Origin of the sequence: Lysobacter enzymogenes, from assembly GCF_900106525.1 — a bacterium.
Classification (GTDB): domain Bacteria; phylum Pseudomonadota; class Gammaproteobacteria; order Xanthomonadales; family Xanthomonadaceae; genus Lysobacter; species Lysobacter enzymogenes.
The window spans coordinates 272,540-297,234 of sequence record NZ_FNOG01000005.1; the positions used below are offsets into that span (position 1 = coordinate 272,540).

9 protein-coding genes are annotated in these 24,695 nt (G+C 70.0%); all 9 read right to left on the minus strand.

Annotated features, from left to right (window positions below; genetic code table 11):
* Window positions 1-3 precede the first annotated feature (3 nt).
* The 9 genes from BLU84_RS26565 to BLU84_RS14455 all read right to left on the minus strand — a co-directional run bounded on the left by BLU84_RS26565 (window position 4) and on the right by BLU84_RS14455 (window position 24,681).
* Window positions 4-16,401: an SDR family NAD(P)-dependent oxidoreductase gene (locus BLU84_RS26565; protein WP_074868391.1), complete on the minus strand. Its 16,398-nt coding sequence runs from the start codon at window positions 16,399-16,401 to the stop codon at window positions 4-6.
* A gap of 76 nt (window positions 16,402-16,477) precedes the next feature.
* Window positions 16,478-16,744, minus strand: coding sequence for an acyl carrier protein (locus tag BLU84_RS14420; protein ID WP_074868397.1), 267 nt, complete (start codon window positions 16,742-16,744; stop codon window positions 16,478-16,480).
* A 12-nt stretch (window positions 16,745-16,756) separates the two neighbouring features.
* Window positions 16,757-17,503 carry an SDR family NAD(P)-dependent oxidoreductase gene (locus tag BLU84_RS14425; protein ID WP_074868400.1) on the minus strand — a complete coding sequence of 249 codons (747 nt, stop codon included), beginning with the start codon at window positions 17,501-17,503 and terminating at the stop codon, window positions 16,757-16,759.
* A gap of 19 nt (window positions 17,504-17,522) precedes the next feature.
* Window positions 17,523-18,962, minus strand: a complete 1,440-nt coding sequence (locus BLU84_RS14430) for a long-chain fatty acid--CoA ligase (protein WP_074868403.1) — start codon at window positions 18,960-18,962, stop codon at window positions 17,523-17,525.
* Window positions 18,963-19,140: 178 nt separating this feature from the next.
* Window positions 19,141-19,914, minus strand: coding sequence for an SRPBCC family protein (locus BLU84_RS14435; protein ID WP_074868406.1), 774 nt, complete (start codon window positions 19,912-19,914; stop codon window positions 19,141-19,143).
* Window positions 19,914-20,693 (minus strand): SRPBCC family protein, encoded by a 780-nt coding sequence (locus BLU84_RS14440; RefSeq protein ID WP_074868409.1) that lies wholly within the window; start codon window positions 20,691-20,693, stop codon window positions 19,914-19,916. Before BLU84_RS14440 ends, BLU84_RS14435 begins: the two co-directional genes overlap by 1 nt.
* A 74-nt stretch (window positions 20,694-20,767) precedes the next feature.
* A complete protein-coding gene (locus BLU84_RS14445) occupies window positions 20,768-22,042 on the minus strand; it encodes an FAD-dependent oxidoreductase (protein ID WP_074868412.1) in 1,275 nt (424 codons plus the stop codon).
* Window positions 22,043-22,068: 26 nt separating this feature from the next.
* Complete coding sequence (locus BLU84_RS14450) at window positions 22,069-23,766, minus strand: DUF1302 family protein (protein WP_074868415.1); 1,698 nt, start codon at window positions 23,764-23,766, stop codon at window positions 22,069-22,071.
* A complete protein-coding gene (locus BLU84_RS14455; RefSeq protein WP_074868418.1) occupies window positions 23,767-24,681 on the minus strand; it encodes an outer membrane lipoprotein-sorting protein in 915 nt (304 codons plus the stop codon). It lies immediately after the preceding gene.
* Window positions 24,682-24,695 lie beyond the last annotated feature (14 nt).

The following is a 24,695-nucleotide window of genomic DNA, read 5'->3' on the forward strand; positions in this document are numbered from 1 at the left end:
TGCTCAACCCAGTTCCACGGCTTGTGCGGCGTTAAGTTCGTCGGCGGCAGGCGCGCCCGGCGGCAGCGGACGCGAGGCGAAGCCGCGCATCTGCACGCACACCGCGCCGTCGTCGCCGCACAGATCGATGTCGACCTTGATCACCCGGCCCGGGCCCGACTCGGACCCGCCGTCGGCGGCGTATCGCACCCAGGCGTGCATGCGCGGCGCGCACGGCGCGAACGCGCGCAGCGATTCCAGCGCGAACGGCAGCGCGGCGGCGCCGCCGGACGCGACCTCGATCAGCGGGATCGACGCCTGCAGCGCGCTGTCGAGCAGGCTGGGATGCAGCACGTAGCCCTCGCCAGCGGCCGCGGCAGGCAATCGCAGTTCGGCCAGGGTTTCGCCCACGCCGCGTTCGATCGCGACCACGCCCTGGAACGCCGGCCCATACTCCAGGCCCTTGCCGGCCAGGTGCGGATACAGCGCGGCAGCCTCGCTGCGGCCCTCGCGCATGCGCTGGCGCAACCCGACGAGGTCCAGCGGCGCCGGTGCGGGCGCGGCGATCGCCGCGCCGCGGCCCTGACAATGCAGGATCTCGTCGTCGGCATCCGCGTCGTGGCTGTAGATCTCGAAGCCCAGCGCGCCGTCGTCTTCAGCGTAAACAGCGATGCCGACCTCGCACGGCCCGTCCACGCTCAGCGGCTGCGCCCAGGCGACGTGGCGCAGTTCCAGCAGCGCGCCGTCTTCGCTGAGCGGCAAGGCGTCGGCGAAGGCCGCGCGCGCCATTTCCAGCTGCGCCACCGCCGGCAGCACCCGGCGACCGCGCACGCGATGGTCGGCGAGGAAGAATTCGCTGCCGTCGAAGCCGCTGCGGTAGCTCTGCAGGCTCAGGTCGGAGGTGTTCCGGTGCAGCAGCGGATGCAGCCGCGCCTGTGGCGACGCGGTCGCTGCGGACGTGGACGGCTGTACCCAGCAGCGTTCGCGTGCGAACGGATAATCCGGCAGCGACAGCCGCCGCGGCGCACGGCCGCGGTGCAGACGGTGCCAATCGATGTCCAGGCCGCGCACCCACAGTTCCAGCAGCTTGGGCAACTGGCCGCGCTCGAGCCATTGTTCGAACACCGCGCGCATGTCCTCGTCGGCGGCGAACACCGCCAGGGTGCGGTCCTCGCCGTCGGCGCGACCATGTTCCAGTCCGGGCACGCGAGGGCGGCCGTCGAGCCAGCCCTGCAACTGCGCGCGCAACTGCTCCGCCTCGGCGGCGATGCAGCCCAGTCGATGCTCCATCGCATCGCGGCCGACCTGCAGGGTGTAGGCCAGGCGGTGCAGATCCGGCGCCGGCTCGCGCTGCAACCAGGCCAGCAGGTCGGCGGCCTTGGCGCGCAACTGCGCCTGGCTGCGCGCCGACAGCGGCAGCAACACCGGCCCGGTTGCGGGCGCGGCGTCGTCGATGGCGAAGTGCTCGCCGATCACCACGTGCGCATTGGTGCCACTGAAGCCGAACGAGCTGACCGTAGCCAGTCGACGACCATCGCTACGCCAGTCGCGGCGCTCGGTGTTGACGTAGAACGGCGAATCCTCGAAACGGATATGCGGATTAGCCTTCGTGTAATGCACGGTCGGCACCAGCTCGCGGCGCTGCAAGCACAGCAGCACCTTGATCACCCCGGCGACGCCGGCGGCGAAGCCGGTGTGGCCGATATTGCTCTTGACCGAGCCCAGAGCGCAGCCGCCCGCCGCCGCGCCGGCGCGGTCGAACACCGTGCGCAGCGCATCGACTTCGATCGGGTCGCCGAGCGCGGTGGCGGTGCCGTGCGCTTCGACGTAGCCGATTCGCGCCGGGTCGATGCCGTGACGCGCGTAGACCTGGCTCAACAGCCGCTCCTGCGCCTGCGCGCTGGGCGCGGTGATGCCGTTGGTCTTGCCGTCCTGGTTGATGCCCGAGCCTTCGATCACGCCGAGGATGCGGTCGTTGTCGGCCTGCGCCTGCGCCAGCGACTTCAGCAGCACCACGCCGCAGCCTTCGGAGAACACGATGCCGCCGGCGGAAGCGTCGAACGCGGCGCAGCGGCCGTCGCGCGAGGGCATGCCGACTTGCGAGGTCAGCACGTGGCCGATCGGCGTGGTCAGCAGGTTGATGCCGCCGCACAGCGCCCAGCGGTTTTCGCCGCTGCGGATGCTCTCGCAGGCCAGGTGCAGCGCGACCAGCGACGATGAACACGCCGTGTCCACCGCCAGCGCCGCGCCCTTGAGGTTGAGGAAATAAGCGATGCGCGCGGCCAGGATCGCGCTGGAGGTGCCCATGAACGCCGCGCCCGCGCCATCCTGGCCGGCCGCGCCGAGCACCCGCGCGTAGTCGCCGGCGGCGCAGCCCACGTACACGCCGCAGGCCTGCCCGGACAGCGCGCCCGGCGCGTAGCCGGCGTGTTCGATCGCCTTCCAGCATTGCTCCAGGAAGATGCGCTGCTGCGGGTCGATCAGCTCGGCCTCGGCCGGCGAGATGCCGAAGAACAGCGGATCGAACGCGGCGATATCGTCGAGCAGGCCGGCCCACTTCGAGTACGAGGTGCGCGGATGGCGCGGGTCCGGATGGAACCACTCGCCCTGCCCGGCCCAGCGCTGCGGCGGGATCTCGCCGATGCAGTCGCGGCCCTGGGCGAGGTTGTCCCAGAACGCGTCCAGGTCTTCGCTCATCGGGAACCGGCAGGACATGCCGACGATGGCCACCTTGTCGGCGTGGCGCGCCTCGCCGACCGTTGCAACGGCGCGAGGCGCCGGCAACGCGGGTACGGCCTCGCGGCGCGCGGTGTCGCGACGCTGCAGCGCGGCGCGGCCGACCCGACGCAGCACCAGCCCGTCCAGGCGCGCGCGCACCCGGCCGGCGGCGTCGCTGAGTTCGACGTCGAACTCCAGCGCATCGGCTTCGGCGCGGCGCAGTTCGGCGTGGCTGTGCAACTCGCCCGCTTCGGCTGCGCCGGCTTCGACCGCGACGCGGCCGAGGCGGTGCGGCAGGAACTGGTCGTCGTGGGCGCCGTAGCGCTGCGCGGCGATGTGGCCGGCGGCGTTGATCGCGGTGCACAGTGCGCCGTACAGGGCGAACGGATCGGCACGGAAGCGGCCACCGACAGCGGCGCTCCGGATGCGGCCGGACGCGGCATCGGCGCCGAACGCGAGATCCTGCAGCGGCGCGTAGCAGTCGCCGGCGTTGGTGGCGATCTCGCTGTGCATCAGGCGCCGTTCGACCGCGAAGTCGCGGCGCAGCGAAATCGGCGCGGCCTCGTCCGTGGGCACCAGCAGCCCGCTCAGATGCAGGGTCTCGTCGCTGTCGTCCGCGCCGGCGGACGAACGCACGAAGCACTGCAGGCCTTCGGTGTGGCGGCGCAAGGTCAGGCGCAGGCGGCGTTCATTGCCGGGTTCGCCGAGCAGCGGGTTGGCCAACGCCAGATCGCGCAGCACCACCGGCGCATCGCCGAAGTGCTCGGCGAACGCGGCCAGCAGCAGTTCCACGTAGGCGTCGGTGGGCAACAGGTGGCGGCCGAACACCACATGTTCGCGCAGGCCGATGTTGCGTTCCGGGGCGATCCGATACAGCAACGACAGCTCGCCGTCGGCGGCGAAATCGCCGCGGCGTTCGCCCGCACCGAAATAGTCGGACTGCGGCGCGGCCGGGACCGCAAGCGGTGCGAACAGGTCGGCGATGGCCTCGGCGCTACGTGCCGGCGTGTGGGCGCGCAACGCCGCGGCCGGCGCCGCCGGCAGATGCTCAAGCAGATGTGCGGCCAGCGAACGGACGCTCGGGTAGTCGTAGACCCGCAGCGCCGCGATCTGGGTGCCGTAGCGCTGGTTGACCTGCTTCATCCATTCCACGCCGACGATGGAGTCCAGGCCCAGCTCGGTGAACGACTTGTCCAGGCCGATGTCGCCGGGGCGCATGTACAAGGCTTCGGCGAGGCTGTCGCGCAGCTCGCGCTGGAATTCGTCGGCGGCGCGGGCCTGCGGCTGCGGCGCAGCGGCCGGCGCGGCCGCTGCGGGCGCTTCGACGACGGCGGCGACACCGGCTGCGCCTGTCTGCTCGGCCAGATACGCCGCCAACAGGTCGATGCTCGGATAGTCGTAAACCCGGGTCGCGGACAGCGAGGTGCCGTAGCGGCGATTGATGTTCTTAACCCACTCCACGCCGACGATGGAATCCAGGCCCAACTCGGCGAAGCTCTTGTTCCAGCCGATGTCGGCCGGACGCATGAACAGCGCTTCGGCGAGGCTGTCGCGCAGTTCTTCGCGCAGCGCGGCTGGCGCGACTGCGGCCGCCTTCGCGGAGGGCGCGGCGGTATGCAGGTACGCCGCCAGGGCGCGCACGCTGGGATAGTCGTAAATGCGCGTAGCCGACAGTTCGCAGCCCAGTTGCTGGTTCAGGGCCTTGACCCATTCCACGCCGACGATGGAGTCCAGCCCGAGTTCGTTGAACGGCTTGTCCAGGCCGACTTCGGCCGCGCGCATGAACAAGGCCTCAGCCAGACTCTCGCGCAGCTGCGCTTGCAGGCGTTCGAGCGCGGCAGCGTCGTTGCGCGCCGCGTCGGCGACGACTTCCGACGCAACGGGGCGCATCGTCTGCGCGGCGGCCGGTGCGGCGAACGATTCGGCCACGACGACCGACGGCGTCGGCACGGCCGCTTCATCCTCGGCCTCGATCCAATACCGCTCGCGCGCGAACGGATGCAGCGGCAGCGCCATCCGCCGCGGCGTTCCGGCGGCGCGGAAGCGGCGCCAGTCCAGCGCCAGCCCCTTGGCCCACAGCTCGCCCAGGCGCACCAGTTCGCCACCGTCGATCCAGCGCTCCAGCATGCGCTGGAAATCCGGCTCGGCCGCGAACGCGGCCAGGGTGTCCTTGTCCGCGCCTGCTCGGCCGCGCAGCACGCCGGCGGTGCGCAACGCGGCCGGATCGTCGCTCTCGGCCAGCGCGCGCAATCCGCGCGCCAATCCCGCCGCATCGCTGGCGACCACGGCGGCGCGTTCGCCCATCGCTTCGCGCCCGACCTGCAGCGTGTATGCCAGCGACGCCAGGTCTTCGACCCCGACCTCGACCCGCGCCAGAAGCTCCCGCGCCTTGATCCGCAGTTGCTCCGACGTGGCCGCCGATAGCGGCGCCAGCACCGCGCCGCGCGCCGGCACGTCCGCCGGCCGCGGCTGGTACTCGGAGATCACCGCATGCGCATTGGTGCCGCTGAAGCCGAAGGCGTTGATCGCCGCGCGTCGACGAACGCCAGCCTCGACGTTCCACTCGCGCAAACGGTCGTTGACGTAGAACGGGCTGCCGTCGAGCGCGATGTGCGGGTTGAGCCTGGAAAAATGCAGGGTCGGCGGCAGCTGCCGGTGGCGCAGCGCCAGCAGCAGCTTGAGCACGCCCGACACGCCGGCTGCGGACAGGCAGTGGCCGATGTTGCTCTTGACCGAACCCAGCGCGCAGTAACCGCTGCGCGCGGTGTGCGCAGCGAACGCGGTCTTGAGCGCGGCCACCTCGATCGGATCGCCGAGCGCGGTGCCGGTGCCGTGCGCTTCGACCAACTGGATGCCGGCCGGATCGACGCCGAAGCGTCGGTACACATCGCCCTGCAGCCGCGCCTGGGCGTCGGCGTTCGGCGCGGTGATGCCGTTGCTGCGGCCGTCCTGATTGACGCCCCAGGCTTCGATCACGCCGTGGATGCAGTCGCCGTCGCGCTCGGCGTCGGCCAGGCGCTTGAGCACCACCACGCCGACGCCCTCGCCCAGGGCGATGCCGTCGGCGGCGGCATCGAAGGTGCGGCAACGTCCGCCGGCGCCGAGCATGCCGACCTGCGCGGTCATGATGTGCATGGCCGGACCGGCCATGACGTTGACGCCGCCGGCCAGGGCCAGGTCGGTCGCGCCGCTGGCGAGGCTGTCGCAAGCGTTGGCCAGCGCCACCAGCGACGACGAGCAAGCGGTGTCCACCGCCAGGCTGGGCCCGTGCAGGTCGAGGAAATAGGAAATGCGCGCGGCCAGGATCGACGGCGCCGCGCCGGTGAAGCCCTGCCCGCTCAAGCGTTCGCGACGCGAGAGCTGATGATAGTCGCCGGCCGCGCAGCCGACGAACACGCCGCAATTGCTGCCGGCCAGGGCTTTGGGGTTGTAGCCGGCGTGCTCGATGCCGTGCCAGCAGGCCTGCAGGAACAGGCGCTGTTGCGGATCCATGCTCCGCGCTTCGCGCGGGGAAATGTTGAAGAACGCCGGATCGAAGCGGTCGTAATCCTCCAACGCGCCGAGCCAGCGGCTGTTGGTCTTGCCGGGCACCGCATCGCCGGGCTGGTAGTAGCGGGCCAGATCCCAGCGCTGCGCCGGCACTTCGGCGATGCAGTCGCGGGCGTTGGCGAGGTTGTCCCAGAACTGCTCCAGATCGCGCGCCTGGGCGAACTGGCCGGACATGCCGATCACTGCGATGCCGTCGCCGGTGGGCGCGGTGGTACGGCGGGCGTTATGTCTCTGCGCGGTGAGGACGACGCGGGCGGGCTCGGCGTTCGACGCGATGTTCGCGGTCGGCGACGCCGGCATCGGCACGGGTTCTGCGGGCGACGCGGTAGCGCCGGCCTTCTCGGCGACGAAGGCGCTCAACCGCGCCAGGGTCGGATGGCTGTAGACCTGCACCGCTTCGATCGCGGTGCCGTAGCGCTCGTTGATGCGCCGCACCCAGGTCACGCCGGTGATCGAGTCCAGGCCGAGGTCGACGAACGGCTCGTCCGCGCCGATGTCCTGCTCGGACAGACGCAGCTCTTCGGCGAGCAGGCGCCGAAGGGTGGCTGCGACGTCGGCCGCGGCGATGCGGTTGTTTTCGGATGCGGGTGCGGGTGTCGACGCAACCGCGGGCGCAGCAGCGGCCAGCGACTGAACATGCCGCGCCAGGCGTTCCAAGGTCGGATGGCTGTAGACCTGGATCGCCTCGATCGCAGTGCCGTAGCGCTCGTTGACGCGGCGAATCCAGGTGACGCCGGTGATCGAATCCAGGCCCAGGGCGACGAATTCCTCGTCCGCGCCGATCTCCTCTTCCGGCAGGCGCAGCTCGTGCGCGAGCGAGCGGCGCAGTTCGGCGACGATGTCGGTGAGCGCGAGCGCAGCGCTGGCGACGGCCGGCGACGGCGCAACCGGAGCGGTGGCGAGCTCGCCGGCCGCGGCGAAACTGCGCTCGATCAAGGCCAGCGTGTCGGCCTGGCCCACGAACGTACGCTCGTGCATCGCCAGTTCGTGCGCATAGGCCTGCTCCAGGCCCGCCTCCAGCGCTCGGTTCCATTCGCGCTTGAGCGCGATCAGGCGCGCACGCGGCAAGCGGGCGATGCGCGCGGCCAGCGCCAGCGCCTCGGCCACAGTCTGCGCACGCGCGCTCAGCGGCTGGCGCAAGCCGCGCGCGACCAACTCATCGCCGGCGTATTCGCGCGCGCTCAGCAGGCTTTCGCGGGCGAGGTCGCGGCCGATGCGCTGAGCGAACAGCAAGGTCGAACCGGCGCCCGGAGTGAAGCCATAGCCCATGTACGGGCTGAAATAACGGCTTTCTCTGGAGAACAGCGACACATCGGCGTACATGCCCAGCGCCCAGCCGGCGCCGACCGCGTGGCCCTGCATCGCCGCGATCACCGGCACCGGGCAGCGCAACGGCAGTTCGAATACCTGGTCGTCGGTGAAACGGGCGCGGCCCTGATGGATCGCCAACAAGGTCTCGCGGGTGCCGCCGGCGGCGAAATAGCGTTCGAAGCCGCTCAGCACCACCGCGCGGCAGGCCGGCGATTCGGCGTGGGCGAACGCGGCGCGCAAACCGCGCGAGAACTCGGGCGAGAACATGTTGCGCGACTGGCGGTCGTGCATGCCGATTTCCAGCACGCCGCCGGCGTGCCATTGCGCGGAGATCGCTTGCGAATCGAGGTCGATGACGCCAGTGGCGGGTGCGACCGCATCGACCATCGCTTCGTCGGCTGTTGTCTGCATCGCCGCTTGCGCGAAAGGCGACGGTTCGACGCGCTTCCACAGCGCCAGTTCGGCCCGCGGCCACTGTGCCAGCTCGGCTGCGAGGCGCCCGGCTTCGGCAATGGTTTCGCTCGCCGGCGACACGCGCACGGCTTGGGCCTCGCGCGCGAGCGCGGCGCCGTCGAGGCGCAGCCCGCCCAGCAGCAGGCGCCGTGCGGGCGCTTCGCCGAGGCGGGCGGCGAACACGCTAAGCGCCGGCGCGGCGAGCGCGTCGTCGTCGAACAGGCCTTGCGCGTCGTAAGTGGCGTCCTGGGCGTACACCACGCCGTCGCAGAACAATGCCGCCAGCCACGCGGCCCCGTCTGCGCCGGCGGGCAAGGCCGCGATCACCGGGCAGTCGAGTGCGGCCAGGGTCTCGGCCAAGGCCTGCAACGAAGCGAGCGTGCCCTGCTCTCCCGCCGGCGCCGGCAAGGCGTCCGCGCAGGCAAGCACGATGCCGCGGCACCCGGCGTTGGTCGCGAGCTCGACGAGCATGCGGCGGACTTCGTCGGCCCAGGCCGCGCCGGCTTGCGCGCGCACTTCGAGCGAAAATATGTCAGCGTCGAGCGGATACGCGCGGGTGCCTTCCGCAGCAGCCGGAAGCTCGACCGCGGCCGTGGTCGCCAGTTTGGATTCGGAAGTAACCGGCGCTGCATCGACCGGCGCCAGTGCGCACACGGCGTCGAGCAAAGGCGCGGCGAGTTCCTGCTTGAGCAGGCTCAGTGCGCTCGCCGACTTGGCGGCGAGATCGCCGGCCACTGCGCGGGCTTGCGCCTCCACCGCGTCGGCGGCGAGCACGCTGCAGGTCCAGCCTACCTGCGCCAGCTCGCTGCCGCGGGCGCCGTGCGGGCGCAGCAGCAGATCGTCGGCCAGGGCGCGGCCGAAGCGCAGTCGCGCCAGATCGCGCGCGAATCGAGGCGGCAAGCCACGCTCGCTCGACGCCAGGGCGTAGCGGCCTTGCTCGGCGCAGACCGGCACGTCGGCCAGCGTGGCGAACAATAGGCCTGGGCCGTCGGCGTCGCCGCGCAGCGCCGCGATCAGCGGATACGGGAACTCCGCGGCGGCTCGATACAGCCCGGCGTCCAGCGCGGCCGCGTGCACGGCGGCGTCGCCGCCGGCGAGCGCGCCGGGCGCTGCCAGCAGCAACAAGGTCTTGAGCGAAGGTTCGGCGGCGGCGGCGCGCAGCGCCTGGGTCAGCGTCACCGCGGCTTCGGCGTCGAATCCGCCGCCGTGCAGATGCAGCGCGAACACGCCCTTCCCCTCGTCGAACAGCGCGATGTCCTCGCGCGACGACGGTTGAGGTGCGCTCGCTACAGCGTTAGCCGTGGCGACGGCCAGACTCACGCGCGGCTTGGCCGTCGTGGAAGCCGGCCAACCCGCTTCGGCGACTGCCGGCGCCAGCGCTATCTCACGCGGCTTGTCCAGACCCGCCGGTGCAGTATCGGTGGTGCTGGTAATGAAGGCGACGGACGCGGCCGCGGCGAACGCGATGCGGCGAGGCGCTGCTTTGGCCGTTGTAGCGGCTGCAATCGAAGAGATCGGAGCGAAAACCGTCTGCCCGGAGGCCGCCGCGCTCGAATTGGCTTGCGCAGCCGCCGCAGCGAAGCGCAGGCCGCGCAACTGCGCCCACACCCGGCCATCGGCCGCGCACAGATCCAGATCGAACGCCTGCGCATCGCCAACGCCCGCGCGCAACGCCAGCCGCGATGGCGTCGCGGCGGCGCCGAGAACGCTCAGCGAATCCAACTTGAGCGGCGCCTGCATCGAGGCAGAGGAAAACGCAGCCTGCAACAGCAACGGATGCAGAAAGTAATCGCCCAAGCTATCGGCAAGCACCGCCGGCAAAGTCAGTTCGCCCGGCCCCGGCGCGATGGAATCGGCCTGCACCGGCTCGGCGTAAACCGCGACACCTTGGCAATGCACGACTTCGTCCACGCCTTCGCCGCTGTGGATTTCGAAGCGCACGCGCTCGCCGCGCTGCTCGAACAGGCTGATGCGATAGCGGCCGTCGGCCGGCGCCTGGCGCGGCTGCGCCCAGGCCAGCTCGCGCAACTGCAGCTCCAAGCCCTGACGCGAGGGCGTCAGCGCGTGCGCGACTGCGGCGCGAGCCATTTCCAGGCAGGCCGCTTCGCTGAGCGCACCGTCGGCGAGGAAGAATTCGTTACCCTCGAAACGGGCCGCGTAGGCGCAGCGGTCGATACCCGATTCGTTGCTGTGCAGCAGCGGATGCAAGGCATCGACGCGTGTCGCGGCTTTCTCAGCCGTAAACGGTTCGATCCAATGACGCTGACGCGCGAAGGGGTACGCCGGCAGCGCCAGCATCCGACGCGTAGCCGCGCTCGGCGGCCGCAGCGCGGCCCAATCCAGCTCCAGGCCCAGCGCCCACAACCGCAGCGGCGCGGCGTGCTCGCCGCGCTCGCGCCATTGCGCCAGCTCCGCCGCCAGATCGAGCCCATTCAACGCTTCAGCCAGACGCTCGCGGCTGGCCTTGGCCTGACCACGGTAGACGCCGCGCTCATCGCCATCGAGCCAGGCGCGCAAGCGCTCGCGCAATTGTGCGGGCGAATCGGCGACCACGGCCAAGCGCTCGTCCATCGCCTCGCGGCCGCTCTGCAAGGTATGGGCCAGATCGGCCAGAACCACCTCGCGACCGGGCTGTTCCAGCCACGCCAGCAGATCGGCGGCCTTGCGCCGCAACTGTTCGGAGGTGCGCGCCGACAACGGCAGCATCTGCGCCGCGTCCGCGACCGGCGCCGACGCAGGCGCGAGGTACTCCTCGACAATCAGATGCGCATTGGAGCCGCCCGCGCCGAACGAGGAAATGCCGGCCACCCGCGGCAGCGCACGCCCTTCGTGCTGCGGCGCCGGCCACTCGCGCAGGCCCTGGTTGACCACGAACGGCGTGGCGGCGAAGTCGATATGCGGATTGAGCTTGGCCGAATGCAGCGACGGCACGATCTGCCCGTGCTGCAACTGCAGCAGCACCTTGGTCAAGCCGGCGATGCCGGCCGCCGCCTCGCAATGGCCGATATTGGACTTGGCCGAACCGATCAGGCAGAAACCGCTGTCGCCGCTGCTCTCGCGGAACACCTTGGTCAGCGCGGCGATCTCGATCGGATCGCCGAGTTTGGTGCCGGTGCCGTGCGCTTCGACATAGCCGATGCGCCGCGCCGGCAGGCCCGACTCGCGCAGCGCCTGGCGGATCGCGCTGGCCTGCGCCTGCGGGTTGGGCACGGTGTAGCCGTTGGTCTTGCCGCCGTGACTGAGCGCGCTGCCGCGGATCAGGCCGTAGATGCGGTTGCCGTCGCGTTGCGCATCGGACAGACGCTTGAGCACCACCGCGCCCACGCCCTCGCCCGGGACGTAACCGTCGCCGCCTTCGCCGAAGCTCTGGCAATGGCCGTCGCCGGAGATGAACTGCCCGGCGCTGAGCATCAGGTACTTGTTGGGATGGACGGTGACGTTGACGCCGCCGGCGATGGCCGCATCGGTGCGACCGAGCTTGAGGTCCTGGCAAGCCAGATGGATCGCGCTGAGCGAGGACGAGCACATCGTGTCCACGGTCATGCTCGGGCCGTGCAGGTTCAGCGCATAGGAAACTCGGTTGGCGACGCTGGCCGGATTGCTGGCGAAACCCATGCGCTTGCCGCGCAGGCTGTTTTCCGCGCCGATCAGCTGGTATTCGCCGTACATCACGCCGGCGTAGACGCCGACTTGTCCGGCCAGTTCCTGCACCGCGCGGGCGTCGCCGGCGGGGATCTGCAACGCGGCGCGGGTCAGGCCGGCGTCTTCGATCGCCATCCACGCGTGTTCCAGGAACAGGCGCTCCTGCGGGTCGAGCAGCTCGGCCTCGATCGGGGCGATGTTGAAGAAACGCGCGTCGAACTCGTCCACGCCCTCGATGAAGCCGCCCCACTTGCTGTAGTGGCGGCCGGGCACGCTGCGGTCTTCGCTGTAGTAGTCGCGCCAGTTCCAGCGCGAGGCCGGTACTTCTTCGATGCAGTCGCGGCCGTCGCGCAGGTTGCGCCAGAACGCATCGAGGTCGCGCGCCTGCGGGTAGCGTCCGCTGAGGCCGACGATGGCGATGGGCTCGTCCGCGTAGCGGTTTGCGCCCGCCGCATCGGCGGCGGCGCGCAGCGCGGGACGGCGCAGGCTGGTCGTGCTCGGGCGCGAGGCGGATTCGCTCGGAACGGGCTGCGTCGTCGTCGCGGCCGGCGTCTGCGCCATGCCGCCCGCATCGAGCCGGCGCAGCGTGTCGGCGTGCTCGCGGGCGAAGTAGCCGGCCAGCTCAGCGATGCTGAGATATTCGAAGAACAAGGTGCGCGGCAGCGCGCCGAAGCTGGCCTCGAGCAGACGGGTCAGGTCGAGCGCCAGGATCGAATCGATGCCGTAGTCTTCCAGCGGCGCGGCCGGGTCGAGGCGTTGCGCCGGCAGCTTGAGCAGGCCGGCCATGCGTTCGCACAGCAGGCGTTGCGCGAGCGCGTGCAGGTCGTCGACAGGCGCGGTGGCGACGACTGCGCTCGCATCGACCGCGGCGCCGCGCCGCGCGGGCGCGGCGTCCAGGCCGAGCGCGGCGCGCATGCGCGCGGTGTCGCCGTCCATCACCAGCACGCGCTCGCGGCCTTCGGCCAGGCTGCGGTGGAACAGGCGCAGGCCGGTGGCGTTGCGCAGCGGGCGTACGCCGGTGCTCGCGCTCAGGGCGGCTTCGCCGTCGGCGTCCAGGCGCATGCCGCCTTCGCGCCAGTACGGCCAGGCGATGGCCAGGGTGTGGCCGCGCCGCGCGCCGGCTTCGGCCATACGATTGCGCTGGCCGGCGAATTCGTCGAGGAAACCGTTCGCCGCGGCATAGCCGGCCTGGCCGGCGTTGCCCAGCGCCGACGACAGCGACGAGAACAGGGCGAGGAAATCCAGATCCAGGTCGGCGCTGGCGGCATCGAGGTTGAACGTGCCGCGTACCTTCGGCGCCAGCACCGCATCCAGCGCGTCCAGCGGCTGGGTCGCGATCAGCCCGTCGGCGATGACGCCGGCGCTGTGAATGACGCCGTCGATGCGGCCGTAGCGCGCGGCCAACGCGTGCAGGCGTTCGCGCAGCTCGGACGCGTCGTCGAGGTCGAGTTGGACGTATTCGATTTGCAAGCCTTCACCGCGCAGCGCGTCCAGCGCTGCTTGCCGCGGCGATTCGCGCACCGCGTCCGCGCTGGCGCGACCGGCCAGCAGGACGCGTACGCCGGGGCAGCGACGCAGCAGATCGCGGGCGAACACCAGGCCGAGGCCACCGAGGCCGCCGGTGATCAGATAGGTGCCGCCGTGCTTCAGCGCCAGCGCGGTGTCGGCGCCTGCCTCGGCCGGTTCCGGCAGCAGTTGCCAGCGCGCCGCTTCGCGCCGCCCGGCGCGCAGACGCAACAGCGGCTCGTGCGCGGATTCGCGCTCGCGCTGCAGCAGCTCCGCCAGGGCCGGCGCGTCGATGGCCGGATCGACGGCAATCAATTGCGCGCGCAGACGAGCATTCTCCGCGCCGGCGCTGAGCAGCATGCCCGACAAGCCGAGCAGTAAGGCGTCTTCGATGCGGTCGGGCACGACGACCTGGAACGCCGCTTCGCTGCGCGGCCGCGCGCTCAGCACGGCTTTGAGTTCGGCCAGGCAGTGCTGCGCCAACGCGGTGTAGCGCTGGGCTTGATCGTCCTGCGGATCGAACAGAACGGCATGCGCCTGCGGATCTATTGCGGCCGGGTCGATCTGCGGCAGGCCGAAAATCAGGGTGCGCAGCGCCTCACGCGCAGGCGCCGGTTGCGCCGTCGCGTCCTGCCAAACGCGGGTCGCGCGCAAGCTGGAGTGGGCGCTCTTGCCGAACGGCCGCGCGATGAAGCCGCGCAGGCTCGCGCACACCGCGCCGTCGCCGTCGCACAGGTCCAGGTCGAGCGCCCCGCCCTCGCCCGCCGCTCGTCGCGCGACGACGTAGAGCTCGCGCGGCAACGCCGAATACTGGCGTAGCGAGGTCAGCGCGAACGGTACCAGCGGCCGCTCGGGCGCGTCGTCGGGGTCGATCAGCAGCCAAGTCGCGGCTTGCAGCGCGCCGTCGACCAGGCTCGGATGCAGGCCGAACTGGCCGGCGTCGGCCTCTTGCGCGGCCGGCAGGCGCAGCCGCGCCAGCACTTCGCCGCCGCCGCGCTGCAGCTCGACGATAGGCCGGTGCGCCGGCCCGTATTCCAGGCCCATCGCGGCGAACGCGGCGTAGACCGCGTCGTGATCCCAACGCTGCTCCGCGCTGGCCGAGCGCGCAGCATCGAGATCCAGGCGCGGCGCGGCCGCGTCCGCGCAGGCCATCGCGCGGCCCTGGCAATGGATGGTGTCGGGCTCGCCGTAGGCTTCGAAATCCACGCGTCCTTCGCCGTGGGCGATCAGCGCCAAATCCAGGCGGCGCTCGCCGCTCACCGTCGCCGGCTGCAGCCAGACCACGTCGCGCAGTTCCCACGCCTGTGTGCCAGCACCGGCCTGGGCGAGAGCGGCGCGGGCCATTTCCAGGTAGGCCACACCGGGCAGCACCGGCGAGGCCTGCTCTTCGCCGCCGCGCACGCGATGATCGCGCAGGAAGAATTCGTCGCCGTGGAACAGCGAGCTGTAGCGGACTTCGGCGAGGTCGGAGGTATTGGCGTGCAGCAGCGGATGCAGCATCGACCGCGCCGGCGCCGCCGGCGTCTCGTCGATCCAGTGGCGCTCGCGCGCGAACACGTAGGTCGGCAGGCCGATCCGACGCGGACGCCCGGCGGGATACAGCGAATCCCAATCGGCGCTGCCCTCGGCCAGCCATTGCGCGGCCGGGGCCGGCAGATCGGCGGCCGCATCGCACTCGCCGCCCGCCGCGAACGCGTCCAGCCGTTCGCGCAGTTGCGCCAGCGACGACACCGCGAACGCGGCGCGCTGCGCCAGCGTCTCGCGGCCGGCCTGCAAAGTGAAAGCGAGTTCGGTCAAGTCCAGCGGCGTCTTGTCGGCTTGCGCGCGGGCGATGAATTTCGCCAGCCGCGCCGCGTATTCGCGCAAGCTGTCCTCGCTGCGTGCGGAGATCGGTACCAACGCCGGCGGCGCGCCGGCGCGGCGCTTGGCCGCGGGCTTGCGCGCCGGCGCTTGTTCCAGCACCACGAAGGCATTGGTGCCGCCCACGCCGAGGCTGTTGACCGCGGCGCGGCGCGGCCCCTTCTGCCGCCACGGCTGCGCCTGGGTGTTGACGAAGAACGGCGTGGCGTCGAACTTGATCCGCGGGTTGGCCTGCTGGAAATGCAGCAACGGCGGAATGACGCCGCGTTCGACCGCCAGCGCGGCCTTGATGAAGCCGACGATGCCAGCCGCCGCTTCCAGATGGCCGATGTTGGCCTTGACCGCGCCGAGCGCGCAGTAGCCCTTGGCGTCGGTGTCCTCGCGGAACGCCGCGGACAAGGCCTTGACCTCTTCCGGATCGCCCATCGCCGTGCCGGTGCCGTGCGCTTCGACCAGGCCGATGCTGGCCGCGTCCACGCCGGCGTCGGCCAGCGCCGCGCGGATGCAGGCGATCTGCCCGCGCGCGCTGCTGGCGGCGTAGCTCATCTTGCCCTTGCCGTCGTTGCCGATGGCCGAGCCCTTGATCACTGCGCGCACCGGGTCGCCGTCGCGCAGCGCGTCGCTCAGGCGCTTGATCAGCACCAGGCCCATGCCACTGCCGAACACCACGCCGTCGGCGCCGGCGTCGAAGCTGCGCACCCGGCCGCTGCGCGAGAAGATGTAGCCGTCCTTGTAGCGATAGCCGTGGCCGTTGGGCACGCGCACGCTGACGCCGCCGGCCAGGGCCATGTCGCACTCGCCCGCCATCAGGCTCAAACGCGCCTGGTGCAGCGCCACCAGCGAGGTCGAGCACGCCGTCTGCACGGTCATGCTCGGGCCGGTCAGGTTGAGCTTGTACGACAGATAGGTGGCGAGAAAATCCTTGTCGTTGCCCAGGTGGGTCGGGCTGGCGGTGATCTTCTCGAAGCGGCCCAATCGGTTGACGTAATGCGAGAAATAGCTGGTGCCCACGCCGCCGGCGCCGGCGAACACGCCGACCCGGCGCGGCTCGCGCCCGCCGTAGCCGGCGTCTTCCAGGGTTTCCCAGGCGCATTGCAGCAGCAGCCGGATCTGCGGATCCATCAGCTCCGCTTCCAGCGGCGACACCTTGAACAGGCCCGCGTCGAACAACTCCACCCCGTCCAGCGGCGCGCCGGCCTTGACGTAGTCCGGATCCGACAGCTCCGTCTCGGCCACGCCCGCGGCGCGCAAGGCTCGATCGTCGAGCGCGCGGATGGCGTCGCGGCCGGCGCACAGGCCGTCCCAGAACTCGGCCGTGTCGGCCGCGCCGGGGAAACGGCCGGACAGACCGATGACGGCGACATCCTCGCGATTGATCTTCATGCGTGCGTTTCTCAGGCGGATTCGGTCGCGCCGCGGCGCGGTACAGGCGGTAACTGAAGCGAAAGGCCGGGCGCGCTCAGCGCACGCGAGCCAGGGCGTTCTCGTAGACCCGGCACAGGTCGGCGACGGTGCGGATGTCGGTGATCATCACGTCCTCGTCCTGGAACGGGTCCACGCCCAGTTCTTCTTCAAGGTTGGCGATCAAGGCCGCGACCGCGAGCGAGGTGAAGCCCAGCTCGTCGACGATCTCGGCGTCCTCGCGCAGCGCCGGCAAGGCGATGCCGCGCTGTTCGGCCACGGTGCGCAGGGTGCGCAGGACGGTTTCTTTGCTGTCGTTGCTCATGCTGTCGTCTCCTCAGACGGTAAGGCCGCCGTCGACCACGAAGGTCTGGCCGGTCACGAATCGGGAAGCGTCGGAGAGCAGGAAGGCGACCACGCTGGACACGTCATCGACGGTGCCCAGGCGCCCCAGCGGGGTCTGCCGGATGATCCGGCTCTTCTGCTGCTCGGTGAGTTCGGAGGTCATCTCGGTTTCCATGAAGCCCGGCGCGACCGAGTTGACCCGGATGCCCATCGGCCCGAGTTCCTTGGACAGGCTGCGGGTGAGGCCGTCGAGCGCGGCCTTGGTCGCGCTGTACGCGCCGACGCCCTTGAAACCGCGCACGCCGACCACCGAGGACACGTTGACGATGACGCCGGCGCCGCCGACCATCATTTGCTTGGCGCAGCCCTGCGAGAGGTTGATCGCGCCGCCGAGGTTGACCTGCAGCATGCGTTCGACGTCGCGGCTCTTCATCATCGTCAGCAGGCCTTCGTGGGCCATGCCGGCGCTGTTGACCAGATACCCCACCCGGCCCAGGCGCTGGCGCACGCGCTGCAGGAAACCGGCCAGTTGCGCGTCTTGAGCGATGTCGACGGCTTCCCAGTGGAAGTCGTCGGGATGGCGCTGCGACAGCGCCTCGACTTCGGCAGTGGACTTGCGACTGAAGGTGGCGACGCGGTAGCCCAGCTCCAGCAGGGTGCGGCAGATGTTCAGCCCCAGGCCCTTGCTGCCGCCGCTGACCACCACGACCTTGCGCGGATTGATTTCGATCTGGCTCATGCGATGTCCTTGTGCGCGCTCAGGCCACGGCCTCGGCCGGCGCGGTGTCGTTGGGCGCCGCGCCCTCGCGCGCGGCATCGTTGGAAGCCGGCGCGGCCAGCTTGCGGATCTTCTTGAAGCGCGAACCGACCAGGCTGTCGGCGCTGGCGATGGTGATGAAGCCGGGCACCTTGAACGGCGCCAGCTGGCCCTGGCACTGGGCGATCACCCGGCGCTTGAAATCGGCCGGCTCCTCGGCGCGGTCGAGCACGAATTCGGCCCAGATCATCTGCCCCACCACCGGGCTGCGCTTCTCGCGCACGACCACGTCGCGCACGTTGTCCAGGGTCAGCAGGAAGCTCTCGACCTCGATCGGGAACACCTTCTCGCCGGCGACGTTGATGATTTCCGATTCGCGGCCGAGGATCTGGAAGTAATCGCCGTCGACCTCGACCCGGTCGCCGGTGTTGTACCAGCGCTCCTCGTCGAACGGGCTGGGCGCGTTGAGATAGCCGAGCATGGCCTGCTCGCTGCGGATCCACAGGGTGCCGTCGCGCACCTTCAGCTCGAAGCCGTCGCCGCCGATCTTCATCCACTTGGACGCGGAATCGCGCGACTGGGTGGCGAGGATGCCGAGCTCGGACAGGCCGTAGGTCTGCTTCAGCGCGATGTTCGGGAAGGTGCGGTGCAGGCTGGACAAGGTCGAGTTGGGCATGACCTCGGTGCCGTAGGTGACGACCTTGAGCGAGGACAGATCGTGCTCGCGATGGACCTGCGACATCAGCAGCATGGTCAGGAACGACGGCGTGGTCGGCAGCAGCTCGACCGCGTGGCGCTCGATCGTCGCGCAGATGTCCTTGGCCTGGCGGCTCGGGCTGGTGACGATGGTGCCGCCGTTGAAGATCACCGACAGCAGCGTGTTGAGCCCGCCGATGTGGTCGAGCTTGAGGAACAGCAGCGTGCGCATGCCGGCGCGGACCTTGTCGCGGAACTTCGCGGTCATGCGCTCGAAGTCCAGCAGCACCGCCTTGCCCTTGCCGGTGCTGCCGGAGGTGAAGATCACGAAGCCCGCGCGGCCGGCCGCGATCATCGGCTTGAGCAGCGCGTGCAGGGTCGAATCGCAGGCGCTGAGGTCGCGGCAGCGGGTCGTGGCCGGGGTGATCGGCCCTTCGCTCGCCACCGTCAGCAGCTTGGTCGCGCAGGCGGTGGCCAGGCGCTCGTCGAACTGGGCGCGGTCGTCCTCGGCCAGCGGGATCACGATGCAGCCCTGCAGCAGCAGCGCCTGTAACAGCGCGACCGTGTCGATGTGGTAGTCGGCGACCAGGCCGACCCGGTCGCCGGCGCGCACCTGCCAGCGCACCAAGGCCTGGCGCCAGCGCGCGATGCGCGAGACGAACTCGTCGTAGCCGACTTCGCCGTCCGCGTCGACCGCGATCGGGCGCGAACCGAAGTGTTGGAAGCGTTCGGTAATCCAGTCCATCTGTGTCTGCCTCGCAGCGGTGTGGGGAGCCGGTCGGATGCGGCCGGCGTCGCGCAAAAAGCGCGAATTCCGGCGGAAAAGCGGGTTTTCGGGCCGCAGGCGGCCGAAACCGCGGCGGCGAAGGCCGCGGCCTGGAGGTCGGTGCGGGGTTGCCGGCGCGCGGCGCGCCGGCGCGGGCTCAGCGCGCGGCGACGGCCGCTTGAGCGCCGGGTTCGTCGATGAAGTCGAACCGGGCGTTGCGGTAGCGGTCCTTCTCCACCAGGGCCGGCAACTGCTGGCTCAGCAACTGGTGGGTGGCCTGGGCCGTGGTCAGGTTCACCAGCAGCTCGGGGAAGAACCCGCCCATGCTGTTGTCCTGGGTCAGCTGGATCTCGATCTCGCCGTTGCCCTTGGGCGCGAGTTGCCAGCGGTTGTGGATGTGGACGATGCGCAGGCAGCAGTCGTCGAGCGGACGCTTGTGCGCATCGGCCATCACATCGATATAGACGTTCTTGTCGGCCGGATCCTGTTCGACATGGGTCTTGATCAGGAACTCGCGCTTGGTGAACGGGCCGGGCAAGGTCAGCGTCCACAGGATCGCGTCGCCCTGCATGCGCGGGTCGTAGCGCTCGACCACCTTCAGATCGGTGCAGATCGGGATCCAGGCGCGGCAGTTCTCCAGGCTGTCGTTGTCCAGCAGCAGCGCCGCGGCGATCTGGCTCTGGCTGTACTTGGCGGTGCGCACGCCCTTGAACTGCTTGAGGAACGAGCCCGGCGCCTTGTACGAGTAGACCTGCACGCCGTCCTTGTCGAGCTCCAGCTTCCACTGGTCGTCGCCCGAAGCGGTCCAGGCAGCGCTGGCGATCCAGCCCAGCGCGATCAGCGCGGCGAGAGCGAACAGCAGGAACTTCGCGGTTTTCTTCAGGGTGAAGCGGCGCGGCTTGGACGCGCTGGCGACGGTGGCGGCGGACATCATCGGGCCTCCTGGATGAAGTCGTAGCGCGCCTGCTTGACCGCGGGCATGTCCAGCAGCCCGGGCAACTGGTCGTGGATGAACATATAAGTCTGCTGCGCGCCGGCCAGATTCAGCAGGATCGCCGGGAAGAAACCGCCCATGTCGATGTCCTGCAGGAACTGGATCTCGACCTCGCCGTTGCCCAGCGGCGTATACAGCCACTGGTTCTGCATGTGGGTCAGACGCACCGCGCCGGGGTTGCGGGCGATGGCGTTGGGCGCGGCGATGACGTCGACGGTGACCGCCAGGGTCTTGGGATCCTGCGACACCTGAGAGCGGATCACCGACTCGCGCGGCGCGAACGGCGGCGGCATCTGCAGCTTCCACAGCACGGTGTCGGACATCGTGCGCGGGTTCCACGGCCGGATCACCTGCACCTGCAGGCAGCCGGGGATGTGCTGCTTGCAGTTCTCCTCGGTCGAGTTCTCGATCAGGCCGCCGACCAACTGGTTCAGCGTGTACTTGCCGCGCATCACCGCCTTGTACTGCTTGTTGTAGGCGCCCGGCGACTTCAGCGAGTACACCTTGACCCCGTTCTTCTCCAGCTCCAGCTGCCACTGGTTGGAACCGGACGCGCGCCAGGCCAGATTGGCGGCGAACACGCCAATCACCGCGATCGCGGCCAGGTACGGCGCGGCGCGCAGCAGGCGCCGCAGCTTGCCGTGCGGGCGCGCCTGGGCCTGCGCCTGCACGGCCGGAGCCGGCGTCGCCGCCAGCGGAATATCGGTAACCGCCATGATGCTCTCCCCTTTCGTTGGACGCCGCCGGCCGGTCGCGGCCGCGGCAGATGCGAGTGCGTCGCCGCCGCGCCTCAGGCGCGTTGCAGCAAGTGTTTGGACAAGTGCTTGGCCATGCTGAGCAAGGTCACCGTCGGGGTGCCGCGCATGGCGTCGGGGATGACCGAGCCGTCGCACACGTGCAGCCCGCGCAGGCGCGTTTCCAGGCGCGCATCGACGTGTTCGCCGATCGCGACCATGCCGCCGACCCGCCCGGCCACCGACAGGCCGAAGTTGAAGACGTCGCGCGCACCGGCTTTTTCCAGCACCCGGCGCGCCTCGCGCTCGCCGCGTTCGAGCCGGGCGCGGTCGCCGGCATCCAGCGTTTTTCGCAGGCGGCCGTCGGCGCGCAGCTCGCCGCCGTGGCCGTCCTTGATCTTGACCCCGATGCCGATGCTCTGCGGATAGTTGCGCAGGTGCTTGAACTTGCCCTTGCCCAGCATCATCAGCCGGTGCATGAAGCGCGAGACGTTGGCGTCGCCGAGCTCGACCCCGTCGCCGAGGTCGCAGCCCATGCTGCCGACGAAGTTGTCGCGCGCCTGCTGGCCCGGCACCAGGCCGTACAGCGCATAGCCGGGGCTGCAGTAGAAGCCGCGCCGGCCGATCTCGTCCAGGCCGCTGGCGCGCAGGATCTGCGGCGAGGCCAGCTCGCCGGCGGCGAGCACGATGCGCGGCGCATAGGCCTCGCGCGGCGGCGTCACGTACAAGGGCTTGCGGATGCGGTACTGCACGCCGATCGCCTGGCCGCCTTCGCTGAGCACACGGCCGACGGTGGCGCGCTGCACCAGTTGCGCGCCGCTTGCGACCGCGTCGTCGACATAGCGGCGCGCGCGCCACAAGGCGCAGTAGCTGTAGCCGTCGCCTTCGCACTGGGCGGGGTCGATCAGCATGTCGTGCTTGTTCCAGTCCAGGCCGAGCGCGCGCGCGCTTTCGCCCAGGCGCTGCGACTGCTCGCCGATCAGCCGGTCCGGCAGCGGCGCGATCGGCAGTTCGCGCTTGACCTCTTCCAGCTCGGCCGAGATGTCCAGGCCGAGCTTGCGGAATTCGTCCAGCGGCGGGTAGTTGACCACGCCGAAGTACATGCTCGACGAGCCGCCGGTGGTCAGCGCCCGCGCCGTGGTCAACTTGTCGCCGACCTTGACCTGGTCGGCGATGGCGACGAAACCCATCACGCTCTCGGTGGCCGGCGCCGGGCCGCCGCGTTCGAGCAGCAGCACGCGCTGGCCGGCGCCGCTGAGCTCGCGCGCGAGCGTCGCGCCGCAGGTGCCCGAGCCGATGACGATGGCGTCGTAGTGGTCTTGTTCGCGCATGCAGGCGCCGCTCCGTGGGCGGAAGGTCAGAACTGGTAGAGGAAGCGGAACACGGCGTTGTTCTGGCCGCGGTAGGGATACAGCTCGTTGCGGCGGTCGCGCACGCTCAGATAGAACGTGTCCAGGCTCAGGCTGACCCGGCCGTTGAGCTTGTAGGTCAGGAACAGCGAGTGCTGATAGCTGGTGTAGGTCTGGTTGTAGACGGTCAGCCAGTTCGCGGTCAGGGTTTCGTTGAGGAAGGCGTTGCTCCAGCCCAGCACCAGCGAGTTGTTGTCGCGCGGCGTCGGCGCCAGGCGCCGGTCCCAGTCGAGGATGCGTTTGTTGACCGCTTCCAGGCTGACCGAGTGGTTGCCGCCGTTGCCGAGCGAGTACTCGACCCGCAACGAGGTGTCGACTTCGTCCTTCTCCAGCGTCTGCAGCTGCGGGGTCAGGAAGGCGCGCGGCGACTTGCGCGCGATTTCGCCCGACAGCAGCAACGGCCCGGCGACGTGGTTGAAGGTCGCACCGATCATGTCGAAGCGCTGGTCGTCGCGCAGCAGATGCAGGCGGCCGTCCGGGTCGACGCCGCGCAGACGGTAGACGTAGTCGTTGTCGACCAACCGCGCCGCCATCAGGCCGACGTCGCTGCCGCCGAAGGTCTTCTTCCAGCGCAGACCATATTCGGCGCGGTCGAAGTCGCGCCGCTCGATCCGCGCCGCCGCGCCGAACCCGTCCAGAAAATAGGCCGTGCCCGGCTCGGGGTATTCGTTGTACTGCGCATCGGGAATGTAGAACGCGCTGAAGTCGCCGATGCGGGTGAACTGGTCCACAGTCAGCATGAACTGGCTGATCCGCGATTCCTCCAGCGAGATGAAGAACAACTCGGACAGATTGCGCGGCGCGATCACATCGGTGATGGCACCGGCGTCGGATTCGCCCCAGATCAGGATCTGGTTGCCGAGCTTGACGCTGGTGTTGCCGCTGCTGAACTGCAGGTAGGCATCGCGCAGGGTGCTCTCGGTGAAGCTGCCGCCGCGGCCGCGGGCGCGGTGGTCGCGGCCCCAGAACGCGGTTTCGATCAGGTCCAGGTGCAGGTAGAACTTGTCCCAGAAGTACTTTTCGTACTCGATCCTGAAAGAGGTGCGGTTGTTGACCAGCCCGTCCGTGTCGCGGATGCGCGCGGCCAGTTCGTGCTTGAACGTCAGCCGGCCACCGGGCAGCCAGGTCGCACTGGCCAGGGCCGCCTCGGTGCCGCCGTGGCGCTCGCCGAACTCGGAATCGTCGCCGTCGGCGCGGCTGGCGTCGGCGCGCACCGGCTGCGGCAGCTGCGCGCCCGGCGCGGACGCGGCGAGTTCGCCTTCCGCCGGCGCGGACAATCCGGCGATATCGTCGGCCGCCTGGGTCGCGCCCGGCTCCTCCGACGGCGCGCTATCGCCGATGCCGCCGATGCTGTCGATCGCCGGCGCATCCGTGTCCGCGGCGGCGCTCGCCGCCGTCGACGCAGCGGTCGCCGGCGTCGATGCCGCCGCGCCGCCGTTGTCGGACAAGCCGACGATGCTGTCGGCCATCGGCTCGACCGCGGCGGCGGCCGAACCGTCGCGCGCCTCGCCGCTAGCCGGCCGCGGCGAAGCCGCCGGCGCCGGCGCGGCCGCCAGCGGCGCGCTCAGGCCGGCGCCGATCAGCAGCGGCAGCAGCGCGCGCAGCGTCGGCCGCGCGACGCGGCGGTGGGAAGGAGAACGGCGCACTCACTCCCTCCAGAAGCTGCGGAACTTGGCCAGATAGCGCTCGCGATAGGCGTGATCGGTGAGCGTGCGCTGGGTCAGGTAATCGTCTTCCACGTCCAGGCCGATGGCGATGGCCAGGCGGTCCATCACCGTGACCCGGCGCGTGGTCATGTTGTCCATGGTCACCTGGCGCGGCATCCAGTTCTCGTTGACCAACTGCAGGTTCTTGATCGTGCGGCGCTTGAACAAGGTGCCGTCGTGGTCGTAGAACTCGCCCTTGAGCAGGATGAAGCGCTTCTTGTCGACCCAGAACACCATCCGTCCGTAGTTGGTGGTGTCGCGGCGCTGCGAGCTCGGGGTCCACTCCAGCACATAGGCCGGGCTTTCCACGTAGCCTTTGCCGACTTCCAGCACCTTGACCTTCTCCTCGCCGAGGATCTTGTAGCTGTAGTCGTCGATGCGCGGGTCTTCCAGGTCTTCGATGTAGAACTCAGAACCGAAGTAGCTGCCGCTGTCCTTGCTGTCCTTGATCGAGACCACGCGCTTGACCTTGTTCAGCGCCGGCAGGTACAGCCAGTTGTCGTTGACCTTGTTCTTGTCCCAGTACTGATAGCCGAGCATGCCGATGCCGCGGTCGGTGACCGGCTCGCTGAGGATGCTGATCGAGCGAATGTCGCGGCCGTAGGACTTGACCACGTTCTCCACCGCCTTCTCGCGCGGCTTCTCGGCGCAGCGCATCTGGCCCTGCTCGATCTTGTAGCGGCAGGTGCTGAGCTTGAACTTGACCGACAGCGTGGTGTGGGCGCGGCGCAGTTCCTCGTCGAACTTCTCGGCGACCTGGCGCGGGGTCAGCGCTTGTTGGGCGAAAGCGATGGGCGCGGACAGCAGCGCGCAGGCGGACAGCGACAACACGGCGAAGCTACGCAACAGGGTCATGGGAATCTCGTCGT

What these genes read in the sequence shown, in the direction of transcription:
- BLU84_RS26565 (WP_074868391.1), bottom strand. Translation starts at nt 16,401, where the DNA reads ATGAAGATCAATCGCGAGGATGTCGCCGTCATCGGTCTGTCCGGCCGT.
- BLU84_RS14420 (WP_074868397.1), bottom strand. Translation starts at nt 16,744, where the DNA reads ATGAGCAACGACAGCAAAGAAACCGTCCTGCGCACCCTGCGCACCGTG.
- BLU84_RS14425 (WP_074868400.1), bottom strand. Translation starts at nt 17,503, where the DNA reads ATGAGCCAGATCGAAATCAATCCGCGCAAGGTCGTGGTGGTCAGCGGC.
- BLU84_RS14430 (WP_074868403.1), bottom strand. Translation starts at nt 18,962, where the DNA reads ATGGACTGGATTACCGAACGCTTCCAACACTTCGGTTCGCGCCCGATC.
- BLU84_RS14435 (WP_074868406.1), bottom strand. Translation starts at nt 19,914, where the DNA reads ATGTCCGCCGCCACCGTCGCCAGCGCGTCCAAGCCGCGCCGCTTCACC.
- BLU84_RS14440 (WP_074868409.1), bottom strand. Translation starts at nt 20,693, where the DNA reads ATGGCGGTTACCGATATTCCGCTGGCGGCGACGCCGGCTCCGGCCGTG.
- BLU84_RS14445 (WP_074868412.1), bottom strand. Translation starts at nt 22,042, where the DNA reads ATGCGCGAACAAGACCACTACGACGCCATCGTCATCGGCTCGGGCACC.
- BLU84_RS14455 (WP_074868418.1), bottom strand. Translation starts at nt 24,681, where the DNA reads ATGACCCTGTTGCGTAGCTTCGCCGTGTTGTCGCTGTCCGCCTGCGCG.